Annotated in this window: 14 protein-coding genes; 2 read left to right on the top strand and 12 right to left on the bottom strand. The window is 60.6% G+C overall.

The genetic code is table 11. The features are described 5' to 3' along the window. Positions 1-147: 147 nt before the first annotated feature. From iscX to trmJ, 9 genes are all read right to left on the bottom strand, one after another. Complete coding sequence (gene iscX / locus ACTJJ6_RS16100; protein WP_006327336.1) at positions 148-348, bottom strand: Fe-S cluster assembly protein IscX; 201 nt, start codon at positions 346-348, stop codon at positions 148-150. Between the two features lie 32 nt (positions 349-380). Beyond that, on the bottom strand, positions 381-716 hold the full coding sequence (gene fdx, locus ACTJJ6_RS16095; RefSeq protein ID WP_004941417.1) for an ISC system 2Fe-2S type ferredoxin: 336 nt from the start codon (positions 714-716) through the stop codon (positions 381-383). Between the two features lie 2 nt (positions 717-718). Beyond that, on the bottom strand, positions 719-2,569 hold the full coding sequence (gene hscA / locus ACTJJ6_RS16090) for a Fe-S protein assembly chaperone HscA (protein WP_116404013.1): 1,851 nt from the start codon (positions 2,567-2,569) through the stop codon (positions 719-721). 32 nt (positions 2,570-2,601) lie between these two features. Continuing rightward, positions 2,602-3,123 (bottom strand): co-chaperone HscB, encoded by a 522-nt coding sequence (gene hscB / locus ACTJJ6_RS16085; protein WP_043138098.1) that lies wholly within the window; start codon positions 3,121-3,123, stop codon positions 2,602-2,604. Between the two features lie 62 nt (positions 3,124-3,185). Beyond that, on the bottom strand, positions 3,186-3,509 hold the full coding sequence (gene iscA / locus ACTJJ6_RS16080; RefSeq protein WP_004941410.1) for an iron-sulfur cluster assembly protein IscA: 324 nt from the start codon (positions 3,507-3,509) through the stop codon (positions 3,186-3,188). A 54-nt stretch (positions 3,510-3,563) separates the two neighbouring features. Continuing rightward, entirely contained in the window at positions 3,564-3,950 is a 387-nt protein-coding gene (gene iscU, locus ACTJJ6_RS16075; protein WP_004941408.1) for a Fe-S cluster assembly scaffold IscU, read from the bottom strand. 24 nt (positions 3,951-3,974) lie between these two features. Next, on the bottom strand, positions 3,975-5,189 hold the full coding sequence (gene iscS / locus ACTJJ6_RS16070; protein WP_016929764.1) for a cysteine desulfurase: 1,215 nt from the start codon (positions 5,187-5,189) through the stop codon (positions 3,975-3,977). 54 nt (positions 5,190-5,243) lie between these two features. Next, on the bottom strand, positions 5,244-5,738 hold the full coding sequence (gene iscR, locus ACTJJ6_RS16065; RefSeq protein ID WP_004941404.1) for a Fe-S cluster assembly transcriptional regulator IscR: 495 nt from the start codon (positions 5,736-5,738) through the stop codon (positions 5,244-5,246). Positions 5,739-5,931: 193 nt separating this feature from the next. After that, a complete protein-coding gene (gene trmJ, locus ACTJJ6_RS16060; RefSeq protein WP_440803440.1) occupies positions 5,932-6,666 on the bottom strand; it encodes a tRNA (cytosine(32)/uridine(32)-2'-O)-methyltransferase TrmJ in 735 nt (244 codons plus the stop codon). A 119-nt stretch (positions 6,667-6,785) separates the two neighbouring features. Between trmJ and suhB the strand changes: the two genes are divergently transcribed. After that, positions 6,786-7,589, top strand: coding sequence for an inositol-1-monophosphatase (gene suhB / locus ACTJJ6_RS16055; RefSeq protein ID WP_004941400.1), 804 nt, complete (start codon positions 6,786-6,788; stop codon positions 7,587-7,589). A 56-nt stretch (positions 7,590-7,645) separates the two neighbouring features. Here suhB and ACTJJ6_RS16050 read toward each other — a convergent pair whose 3' ends face one another. Beyond that, positions 7,646-8,668, bottom strand: coding sequence for a nickel/cobalt transporter (locus ACTJJ6_RS16050; protein WP_440803435.1), 1,023 nt, complete (start codon positions 8,666-8,668; stop codon positions 7,646-7,648). Further along, positions 8,659-9,294 (bottom strand): DUF1007 family protein, encoded by a 636-nt coding sequence (locus ACTJJ6_RS16045; protein WP_028127507.1) that lies wholly within the window; start codon positions 9,292-9,294, stop codon positions 8,659-8,661. The genes ACTJJ6_RS16050 and ACTJJ6_RS16045 overlap by 10 nt, the downstream gene beginning before the upstream one ends. Positions 9,295-9,476: 182 nt before the next feature. On the opposite strand from ACTJJ6_RS16045, the gene csiE reads away from it, so the two are divergent. Then, the gene (csiE, locus tag ACTJJ6_RS16040) at positions 9,477-10,742 is read left to right on the top strand and encodes a stationary phase inducible protein CsiE (protein ID WP_440803432.1); all 1,266 of its coding nucleotides are present in this window, start codon (positions 9,477-9,479) and stop codon (positions 10,740-10,742) included. On the opposite strand, the gene ACTJJ6_RS16035 is transcribed toward csiE, so the two are convergent. Beyond that, positions 10,743-11,888: a 3-phenylpropionate MFS transporter gene (locus ACTJJ6_RS16035; protein ID WP_440803429.1), complete on the bottom strand. Its 1,146-nt coding sequence runs from the start codon at positions 11,886-11,888 to the stop codon at positions 10,743-10,745. It lies immediately after the preceding gene. Between the last annotated feature and the right edge of the window lie 77 nt (positions 11,889-11,965).

The raw sequence follows: 11,965 nt of genomic DNA, 5'->3' as shown, positions 1-11,965 counted from the left end.
CTAGGCGCCCAGCGATCTCATCCCCAGGAGCTTACTCAGGTAAGTGACTGGGGTGTGATCGTGCAGGTAACAACGCTGCGGTTTGAAAGACGACGGGTATGTCGGATACAAAATAAACGGGCCGCCCATGGCAGCCCGTTACGCTATTTACTCCGCTTCATCTAACCAGACCAGCAGGATCGCTTCCAGTATTTTTTCGTTGGAAGCCTGCGGATCGTCATCGAACTCTTCCAGATCGCAGATCCACTGATGCATGTCGGTAAAACGCACGGTTTTCGGATCGGTGTCCGGGTATTGGTCGTACAAGGCTTCGCCGATTTCACGGCTGTCGGTCCACTTCAGTCCCATTATGATCTCCTGGTTGGCGCCGCGGCTAACAATTAATGCTCACGCGCGTGGTTGACGGTGTAGCGCGGCATTTCGACCACCAGATCTTCGTCGGCGACCAGCGCCTGGCAGCTCAGACGGCTTTCCGGCTCCAGCCCCCAGGCTTTGTCCAGCATGTCGTCTTCCAGCTCGCTGCTCTCTTCCAGCGAATCGAAGCCTTCACGCACGATGCAGTGGCAGGTGGTGCAGGCGCAGGATTTCTCGCAGGCGTGCTCGATTTCAATGCCGTTGCGCAGCGCAACGTTGAGGATCGACTCCCCTTTTTCGGCTTCCAGAACCGCCCCTTCCGGGCACAGATCTTGATGGGGCAGGAAAACAATTTTAGGCATGGTTAAACCTCATCCACAGAATGGCCAGCCAGCGCGCGGCGAATGGAAGCGTCCATGCGGCGCGCGGCAAAATCTTGCGTTTGTGCATCTAATGTTTTGATGGCGTCTTCGATAGCGGCGGGGTCTTCACCCTGCGCCGCCTGCTGCAACGCCTGGGTCGCGGCGGCGATCGCCTGACTTTCCGCCTCGCTCAGCAGCGCGGCGTCGGTGGCCAGCGCGCCCTGCAGGCTTTCCAGCACCCGCGCGGCTTCCACGCGTTGCTCCGCCAGCTTGCGCGCGCCCACGTCGCTTTGCGCGTTGGCCATCGAATCCTTGATCATGCCGGCGATTTCGCTGTCCGACAGACCGTACGACGGCTTGACCTGAATCGAGGCTTCCACGCCGGTGGATTTCTCCATCGCGGTGACGCTCAACAGGCCGTCGGCATCCACCTGGAAGGTGACGCGAATATGCGCCCCCCCGGCAGGCAGCGGCGGCAGGCCGCGCAGCGTGAAGCGCGCCAGCGAACGGCAATCCTGCACCAGCTCGCGCTCGCCCTGCAGCACGTGGATCATCATTGCGCTCTGGCCGTCTTTAAAGGTGGTGAACTCCTGCGCGCGCGCCACCGGAATGGTGGTGTTGCGCGGGATCACTTTCTCCACCAAGCCGCCCATGGTTTCGAGGCCCAGCGACAGCGGGATCACGTCCAGCAGCAGCATGTCGCTGTCCGGCTTGTTGCCCACCAGAATGTCGGCCTGGATCGCGGCGCCGATGGCGACCACTTTATCCGGATCGATCGACGTCAGCGGCGTGCGGCCGAAGAAGGCGCCCACTTGCTCACGCACCAACGGCACGCGAGTGGAACCGCCGACCATCACCGCTTCCAGCACCTCGTCGGCGGCGACGCCGGCGTCTTTCAGCGCGCGGCGGCAAGCCATCAGCGTACGTTTCACCAGCGGGGCGATCAGCGCTTCAAACTGGGCGCGGGTCACTTCGCCCTGCCAACCGGCCACCTCAACGCGCACGCTGTCGGCATCGCTTAATGCGATTTTGGCGGCGATGGCGGCATCCAGCAGTTGGCGCTGCACGCCGTGATCGCTGCGATCGGCCACGCCGGCCTGCTCACGCAGCCAGTCGGCCAACAGATGATCGAAGTCGTCGCCGCCCAGCGCGGAATCGCCGCCGGTGGCCAGCACTTCGAACACGCCGCGGCTGAGGCGCAGAATGGAGATATCAAAGGTGCCGCCGCCCAGATCGTAAACCGCGATCACCCCTTCCTGGCCGGAATCCAGCCCGTAGGCGATCGCCGCAGCGGTCGGTTCGTTCAGCAGACGCAGAACGTGCAGGCCGGCCAGACGCGCCGCGTCTTTGGTGCCCTGGCGCTGCGCGTCGTCGAAGTAAGCGGGAACGGTGATCACGACGCCATCCAGCTCGCCTTCCAGCGCCGCTTGCGCGCGCGCGGACAGAGCCCGCAGGATGTCGGCGGAGACGCCGACCGGATTAACCGGGCCGGCGGCGGTGACGATCAGCGGCAGGCCGTTGTCGCTGGCCTGAAATTGATACGGCAGGTTCGGGTAACGTTGCTGCACGTCCGCCAACGAACGGCCCATCATGCGTTTGATGGAGCTGACGGTATTGGCCGGATCCTGCGCCGCCTGTTGACGCGCATCCCAGCCGACGCGCTGCGCGTCCGCCTGATAATGCACCACCGAAGGCAGCAAATGGCGCCCCTGATCGTCGGCCAGCGTTTCCGCTTGCCCGCTGCGCACCGTGGCGACCAGCGAGTTGGTGGTGCCTAAGTCGATGCCGGCGGCCAGACGTCGCTGGTGCGGCGCGGCGCTGAGGCCAGGCTCACTAATTTGTAATAAGGCCATGTTGAAGCTTCCACAATCAGAATCAGAAGGTGTTACTCAAAACCCAGCAGTTTTTCTTCGAGTTGTTCAACCTGTTGCTGGAGTTTGTCCAAAAAGCGCAGCTTGCGCACGGTGTCGGCGGCATCCGCCCACTGTTCACTGTCCAACTGCTGCAGCATCAGCGCGCTGCGCTGCTTGATGGAGGTGGCCAGCCGCGCGCCGAAATCGGCCAGCAGGCTTTCCGCTTCCGGCTTGCGCTCAATGGCGTCGAGCTCTTCGCGCAGCTCCAGCTGTTCCATCAGGAACGCGGTGTCGCGCATCGTATGCTGTTCGTTGCCCAGATCGAAGCCGTGCAAAGATAGCATATACTCCGCGCGTTTTAACGGGTGCTTCAGCGCCTGGTAGGCTTCGTTGATGGTCGCCGCCTGCTGCAACGCCATCAGGCGTTCGCGCTCCGGCTGGTTGGCAAAACGATCGGGGTGAAATTGGCGCTGCAGATCCTGGAAGCGGGACGCAAGCAGGCTGCCGTCCACGGTGTAGCGAACTGGCAGCCCGAATAAAGTAAAGTAATCCATAGCGTGCTCTGGGCGTTAGCGGATGAAGTTCCCCCGCCGAAACGGGGGAGCACGATGGACTGTCAGACGTTGAAACTCTCGCCGCAGCCGCACTCGCTTGAGACGTTCGGGTTGTTGAACTTGAAGCCTTCGTTCAGGCCTTCCTTAACGAAATCAAGCTCGGTGCCGTCAAGGTAGACCAGGCTCTTGCCGTCGATGATCACCTTGATGCCTTTGTCTTCAAATACGATGTCGTCATCGTTGGCTTCGTCAACAAATTCCAGCACGTACGCCATCCCGGAACAACCGGAAGTTCGCACTCCCAGACGCAGACCGAGACCCTTGCCGCGGTTCGTCAAAAACGCCTGAACACGCTGCGCAGCGCTGTCGCTCATGGTAATAGACATCACAACCTCACACTTCACATCAAAGCCCGGCGCGGCCGGGCCGACTCAGACAAATTACTTGGCGCTATGCTTGCTCTTATAGTCGGCAATCGCTGCTTTGATGGCGTCTTCAGCCAGGATCGAGCAGTGAATTTTGACCGGCGGCAATTCCAGCTCTTCGGCGATCTGGGTGTTTTTGATCGCTTCAGCCTGATCGAGCGACTTGCCTTTCATCCATTCGGTCACCAGCGAGCTGGAGGCGATGGCGGAACCGCAGCCGTAAGTTTTAAAGCGCGCGTCTTCGATGATGCCTTCATCGTTAACCTTGATTTGCAGCTTCATGACGTCGCCACAAGCCGGCGCCCCTACCATGCCGCTGCCGACGGTAGGATCTTCGTTGTCGAAAGAACCCACGTTGCGCGGGTTTTCATAATGATCGATTACTTTTTCGCTGTAAGCCATGACCTTGCTCCTGAAACCTGAGAATTAATGATGCGCCCATTCGATGCTGTTGATGTCCACGCCCTGCTTGAACATCTCCCACAGCGGGGACAGATCGCGCAGACGGCCGATGGATTTACGCACCAGTTGAATGGTGTAGTCGATCTCTTCTTCCGTGGTGAAACGCCCCAGGGAGAAACGGATCGAGCTGTGCGCCAATTCATCGCTCATGCCCAGCGCGCGCAGCACGTAGGACGGCTCGAGGCTGGCGGAGGTACAGGCTGAACCGGAAGAAACGGCCAGGTCTTTCAGCGCCATGATCAGCGACTCGCCTTCAACGTAGTTGAAGCTGACGTTCAGGATGTTCGGTGCGCCGTGCTCCAGATCGCCGTTCAGATACACTTCTTCCATATCTTTCACGCCGTTCCACAGACGGTCACGCAGGGTGCGCAGACGCGCCATCTCTTCGGTCATCTCTTCTTTGGCGATGCGATAAGCTTCGCCCATGCCGACGATCTGGTGGACAGGCAGGGTGCCGGAACGCATGCCGCGCTCGTGACCGCCGCCGTGTACCTGCGCTTCGATGCGGATGCGCGGCTTGCGACGCACGTACAGCGCGCCGATGCCTTTCGGGCCATAGATTTTGTGGCCGGAGAACGACATCAGGTCGACTTTCAGCTTGCTCAGATCGATAGGCAGTTTGCCCACGCTCTGGGTGGCGTCAACGTGGTAGATGATACCGCGCGCACGGCACATTTCGCCGATCGCTTCGATGTCCTGCACCACGCCGATTTCGTTGTTGACGTGCATGATGGAGACCAGGATGGTGTCATCGCGCAGCGCCGCTTCGAGATCCTGCAGGCTGATGATGCCGTTGCTCTGCGGCGCCAGGTAGGTCACTTCAAACCCTTCGCGCTCCAGCTGACGGCAGGTGTCGAGCACGGCTTTGTGTTCGGTTTTGCTGGTGATGATGTGCTTGCCTTTTTTCTGGTAGAAATTGGCAGCGCCTTTGATCGCCAGGTTGTCGGATTCGGTCGCCCCGGAGGTGAAGACGATTTCGCGCGGGTCGGCGCCCACCAGTTCGGCGATTTGGTTACGGGCGATGTCTACCGCCTCTTCCGCCTGCCAACCGAAACGGTGGGAACGGGAAGCCGGGTTGCCGAAAGTGCCGTCCAGGGTCAAAAACTGCATCATCTTCTCAGCAACGCGCGGGTCAACCGGCGTCGTTGCTGAGTAATCCAGATAAATCGGTAATTTCATTGCTCTTGTGCTCCGTACATCACTTCCAAAAACTAAAATAATTTCGCCAGCTGCTTATGCGCGCAGATTAACGTTGATAGTTTCTTGCGGACGGCCGTTGGCCGTGCGGCGCGTATCGTTGTTTTGACGATCCGCCACCACCAGCACTTCCTGGTTGTTGACCAGTTCTGCCAGCGTAATGTTGTTCAGGAACCCGCTGATGCGCTCGCTCAGATCGCGCCACAGGGCGTGGGTCAAGCAGCGATCGCCGCCCTGACAGCCTTCTTTGCCCTGGCAACGGGTTGCATCTACCGATTCATCGACGGCAGTGATGACAGCGCCAACGGCGATCTCACCCGCGTCTTTACCCAGCAGATAACCACCGCCCGGGCCACGCACGCTGGCCACCAGGCCATTCTTGCGCAGACGGGAGAATAATTGTTCCAGATAAGAGAGCGAAATACCCTGGCGTTCGGAAATGTCCGCCAGTGGTACCGGCCCTTCCTGGGAATGCAGCGCTACGTCGAGCATAGCGGTTACGGCATAACGGCCTTTGGATGTCAGTCTCATAGCTCAATGGTTACCTGTTGGTCAAATATGGCCGAAAGTCTGACATTCCTGAGTAAAACAGTCAACTATTTAACCCAGTAATTAACTCAAGTATTAGCACGTTTTGAACTTAGCAAGAACAAAGGTATATAAAATACATGTTATAACCTTTGGATAACTAATACTATTGTCACCCACCGTTATGCCACATCAATTAATTACCTTGATGTTTATCCTGTTTCTCGATCGACGTCAGCATGCCGCGCAGGATATTCAGCTCCTGCCCTTCCGGGCGCGCGCGGGTGAACAGCCGACGCAGGCGGTTCATCACCTGGCCCGGATGCGACGGGCGAATGAAACCGGTGCGCTGCAGCGTCTGCTCCAGATGCTGATAGAAACGCTCGAGGTCGTCCACCAGCGGATACGGCGTCTCTTCCAACTGCGGCGCGCCCGCCTGTTGGCGATCGAGGTAAGCCACGCGCACTTCGTACGCCAGGATCTGCACCGCCATCGCCAGGTTCAGCGAGCTGTAGTCCGGGTTGGCCGGAATGGCGACGTGGTAGTGGCACTTTTGCAATTCATCATTGGTCAGCCCGACGCGTTCGCGGCCGAACACCAGCGCCACCGGCGCATGCTCGCCCTCGTGCACCGCGCGCACGCCGCATTCGCGCGGCTCCAGCATCGGCCACGGCAAGGTGCGAGAACGTGCGCTGGTGCCCACCACCAGGCTGCAGCCGGCGATGGCGTCATCGAGGGTATCGACGATAGTGGCTTTGCCGATCACGTCGCTGGCGCCGGCGGCCAGGGCGATGGCCTGAGAATCGGGTTTGATCAGCGGATTAACCAGATAAAGGTTGGTTAAACCCATGGTTTTCATGGCTCTGGCGGTCGAGCCCATGTTGCCGGTATGTGAAGTCTCTACCAGAACAATGCGGATATTGTGCAGCATACAAACTCTGAGCGTGGCGGAAAATCGCAGCATCTTAACACAGCCGTAGGCAATTTGCCGAACAGCTGCTATACTTCGCGCCGTTTCCTGTTCTTTAACATCCTAGTTGGAAGATACCCATGCATCCGATGCTGACTATCGCCGTGCGCGCTGCGCGCAAGGCCGGTAACCTGATTGCCAAAAACTACGAAACCCCGGACGCTGTAGAAGCGAGCCAGAAAGGGACCAATGACTTCGTCACCAACGTCGATCGCGATGCAGAGCATCTGATCATCGACGTCATCCGCAAGTCTTATCCGCAACACAGTATCGTGAGCGAAGAACGCGGTGAGCTGATCGGCGAAGATCGCGATGTGCAATGGGTGATCGATCCACTGGATGGCACTGCAAACTTCATCAAACGTTTCCCTCATTTCTCCGTTTCCATCGCCGTACGCATCAAAGGCCGTACCGAAGTGGCCGTGGTTTACGATCCGATGCGCAACGAACTGTTCACCGCCACGCGCGGCCAGGGCGCACAGCTCAACGGTTACCGTCTGCGCGGCACCAACGCCAAAGATCTGGATGGCACCATCCTGGCGACCGGCTTCCCGTTTAAAGTCAAACAGCACGCCACGCCTTACATCAATATCGTCGGCAAGCTGTTCACCCAGTGCGCAGACTTCCGCCGCACCGGTTCCGCTGCGCTGGATCTGGCCTATGTCGCCGCCGGCCGCGTGGACGGTTTCTTCGAAATCGGCCTGAAGCCGTGGGACTTCGCCGCAGGCGAACTGCTGGTGCGTGAAGCCGGCGGCCTGGTCACCGACTTCGTCGGCGGCCACAATCACTTCAGCTCCGGCAACGTGGTCGCAGGCAACCCGCGCGTGGTGAAAGCCATGCTGGCCACCATGCGTGAAGAACTGAGCGAAGCGCTGAAGCGTTAATCGCCAGAAGCGAATCGAAAAAAAGCGCTGCCGATGCAGCGCTTTTTTTATGCCCGTTAGCGGGAGAAGGGGCGGATGCCGCCGCCGAATTCCGGCTGCGCGCTGACGTAGAGCAACAGCCCGGCGGCCAACAGGATCAGACCGCCGGCCAGCGCCAGCGTCCCCCAGGCCACCGCGCTCCAGGCGGCGGGCGCGCGCGAACGACTGAGGCGCACCGCCAGCCGGCGGCTGTAATGCACCAGCAGCGCCAGCATGGAGATGGTCAACGAGGTGCCGAACGCCATCGCCAGCGCGGAGATCACTCCCCAGCCGAACACGCCGATCACCTTGGAAAACAGCAACACCAAAATCGCTCCCGAACAGGGACGCATGCCCATCGCCAGCACGATGGCGGCCTGAGTGCGCCAATCGCTTCCCGCCTGCAGCTCGCTGTCGCTCGGCAGATGCCGGTGGCCGCAGCCGCAATTGGCGCTGTGCACATGATCCGCCGCCAGCGGCGTCAGGCTGTTGATGCGCAGCGCCGGCGCCGGGCGCATCGCCTTGATCGCCGCAAACAGGCGTTTCAGCGCGCGCCAACTCAGCAGCACGCCAAGCAGCATCACCAGGATAAAGCTGCCCTTCTCCAGCCAGAAACTGCTTTGATGCAGCTGGCGCGAAGAGAGCTGTAACACCACCAGCATCAACGTGACCAGCGCGATCGCCACCCCGCCCTGCACCAGCGAAGCGGCGAAGGTCAGCTTCAGGCTGCTTTTCAGCCGCGCCGGATGGGTGGCCAGATAGGTGGCGATCACCACTTTGCCGTGGCCGGGGCCGAGCGCATGCAAGACGCCATAGCCGAGGCTGAACAGCATCAGCGCCAGCCCGGCCTGCTGCGGCGCGGCCTTCACCTGCTGCAATAGCCCCGCCATCTGCTGGTGCAGCGCTTTTTGCCATACCACGCTCTGCATCAGCAGCTGCGGCCAATAGTACCACGCCAGCAGCGCGGCGGCCGCCAGCGCCAGCGTAAACGGCAGCAGCGGCCACAGGCCGAAGGCCCAGTGGCGCCGGCTCGTCGTCGGTTGCGAGAGATTCAGCGACATTGCAGCGTCACCCGCTGGGCGAACTGCTGCCCCAGCGCCAGGTCTTCACCGGGCGAGTCGTTCTTGTCGAGCGACAGCGCATAGGCCTGCAGCGACGCATTCGGCTGCGGCGTCATCAGCTTGTAGCTGCACTGCTGCGCCATCTCCGGCGGCAAATGCAGCGCATTTTGATCTTTATAGGTCATATCCACGAAATAAGTCGGATCGTAAGTAGAAAGTTCGAACGGCTTGCCCGCCAGCGGCTGCGGTTCGGCCAACGGCAGCACGAATTCCAGCACCGCCTGGTTGCCCTGGCGCGACAGGTGATATTCGCTGGGCAAGTTCAGGTATTTCACCGGCTTGCCGTCGCGGTAAAGATCGGTGAAATAGTGCTGCCCCAGCACATTGGCCATCACTTCCGCCGCCAGCTTTTTCCATACTTCCGAATCGCTCTTGGCGTTTTTCGCATCGTAGAGCAGATCCGCCGAGGTGATTTCATCCATCACCCACACCATTTTCAGGCCGACCAGCCGCTGGTCCTTGGCGACAAAGGTGGTGTTCATGTCGATAAAGCTGTGTGGATGCGCGATCGCACCCGCGCTGAACACGGCGCCGAAAGCAGCCAAAAGACGACGTAACTTCATCATTATCCTGTCTTACCTGCATTTGTTATAACGTAACACAAATAACTGCCGAACGGCCCGCCTCTCCCGGCGATATTTGTGACGAAAGTTGTAAGCCGAAGTAAAAGCCGCGCTGTCATCCTGACGTTGCAAAGCCTTTTGCTATGCTTAGGCATAATCGCAACCTTTTATGCCGGAAGGTGATAATGAGCCTGGACACCTCTCCCGTGCCCGCGCTCTCCGGACAACAACGGCGCTGCCATCTGCTGCTGATGCTGTACACGCCGGAGCCCGAGTTACAGCTGGAGACCCTAAGCCGAATCAACGGCGTCGCCCCCCCGATAACCCGGCAAGATATAGCCGAGGTAGCCAGTGAAATCCAGCGTTTCCATCACCTGGAGATCGCCGTCGATCCCGACCATGGCTACCAACTGCGGGGCAGCGCGCTTGACCAACGCCTGTGCCTGATCCATTGGCTGCGGCGGGCGCTGCGCTGCAGCCCGCTGTTTGTCGAAAGCGACTTCGCCCCGCGCCTGAGGCAAGCGCTGGCGGCCGATGCCGTCCCGACGTCTGCGCTGGCGGAGGCGATCGACGCCTGCGGGCCGCTGCTTAACCGCCACTTCGACGCGCGCGACCGCCAATTTCTGCAGCATTACCTGCTCTACTGCGCCTGGCAAAATCGCCTGCAGCAGCATCCGCGTTTCGACGCCGTTCAACGCGACTGGCTGCGGCAAAAGCCGGAGCAGCAAGCCGCCGCCTGGCTGCATCAGGCCTGCAACCGGCTGTTTAACCAGCCGCCGCAGGCAGACGAGCGCGATTTTTTGGCGCTGACCTTCACCCTGTTGAAAAATCACAGCTACCACAGCAATGACTCGGCGCAAGAGCAGCGGTTGATGACGGCGATCGACAGCATGGTCGAGCGTTTCCAGCAGCTTTCCGACATAGCCTTCAGCAACAAGGCGGAGCTGGTCAGCCAGCTGTTCGCCCACCTGGCGCCGGCGCTGGAGCGCTGCCGTTTCGCCATCGGCATCGACAATATGCTGCTGGAAGACGTGGTGCGCAAATACCCGCGGCTGATGCGCACCACGCAGGAAGCGCTGAAACCGCTGGAACAGGAGTACGGCGTGCATTTTTCCAACGAGGAGGCGGGCCTGGTGGCCATCAGCTTCGGCGCCTGGCTGATGCAGGACAACGCGCTGCAGGAAAAACAGGTGCTGTTGCTGACGCTGGACAACCCGCAGCTGGAAGAGGAGGTAGAATATCAGATCCGCGAGCTCACGCTGCTGCCGCTGAACATCAAATATCTGCCGCTGAGCGACTATCTGTGCGGCGGAGCGCCGCAGGGCGTCACGCTGGTGATCACCCCCTACGCGGCGGTGCACAGCGCTCCGCACCCGCCGCTGATCTATACCGAACTGCCGCTGGAAAACCGCCAGCGCCAGGCCATCCGCGCGCTGCTGGAAGCCCCTTAATCACCGGCTGACGCTGACCGCCGGCGGCCGGATGAACAAGGCCGGCACCGCGACCGCCGCCATCACCCAGAACACCCCGCCCTGCCAATGTTCGAACAGGAACCCGGCAATGACCGTCATGACGGCGATGCCGCCGCCCATCGCCAGCGCCGAATACACCGCCTGCAGTTGGATCACCTCTTGCCCCTGGCGCGCGGCGATAAAGCGCATCGCCGCCAGATGGCAGACGGTGAAGGTGCCGCAGTGCAGGATTTGGATCAGCAGCAGCCAACCCAGCTCGGTGCTGTAGGCCATCAGGCTCCAGCGCAACACGCCGCAACAGGCGGAAAGCAGCAGCAGGTTGCGCGCATTCCAGCGGCGGAACAGCACGTTGCTGCTGGCGAAAATAATCACTTCCGCCACCACGCCCAGCGACCACAGATAACCGATGGTCGAGGCCGAATAGCCCGCCTCCTGCCAGTAAATGGAGCCGAAGCTGTAGTAGCCGGCGTGTGCGCCCTGCAGCAGCGTGACGCACAGCAGGAAGCGCCACACCGGCCCCTCTTTCAGCAGCGCCAACAGCGAACGCTCGGCCCCGCCGTGCGTGCGCGCTTCGCCCTGCGGCATCACGCTCGGCTTCAGCAGCATGCCCAGCAGCATCGCCAGCACGCTGAGGATCAGGCTGTAGAGAATGGCGTTATGGCCCCACACCGCCACCAGTTGCCCGGTCAGCGCCGAGCCGATGACGAACGCCAGCGAGCCCCACAGCCGCACCCGGCCGTAGTCCATACGGATCTGCTTTTGCCAGGTGGCGGCCAGCGCGTCGGTCAGCGGCACCAGCGGCGAGAAGAACAGGTTGAACCCCGCTATCACCAGCATCAGCCAGCCCCAACCGTTGCCGAAACAGAAGCCAACCGCGAAAGCCAGGGTCAGCAGCGCCATCAGGCGCAGGGCGGCGACCAGATGAGAGGGATCTTTAACGCGGGGAGCAATCAGTAAACTGCCGAGGAAGCGGGCCACCAAACCGGCGCCGAGCAATATGCCGATGGTTTCGGGCGCGATGCCCTCGCCTTTCAGCCACACGCCCCAGAACGGTAAGAAAATGCCGTAGGAAAAAAAGTAGGTGAAATAACTGAGCGCGAGCCAACGCGTGGATTGCAGAACCATGATCCCTCCGGTGTGAGGGCAATACTTTGACAGAGCTCACACCGGCCCGCAATCCTCATTCCACTTCAATGCGTTAG

Source organism: Serratia sp. 22278, from assembly GCF_052045405.1.
Lineage (GTDB): Bacteria > Pseudomonadota > Gammaproteobacteria > Enterobacterales > Enterobacteriaceae > Serratia > Serratia marcescens.
This window is presented reverse-complemented; position numbering and strand designations above follow the sequence as displayed.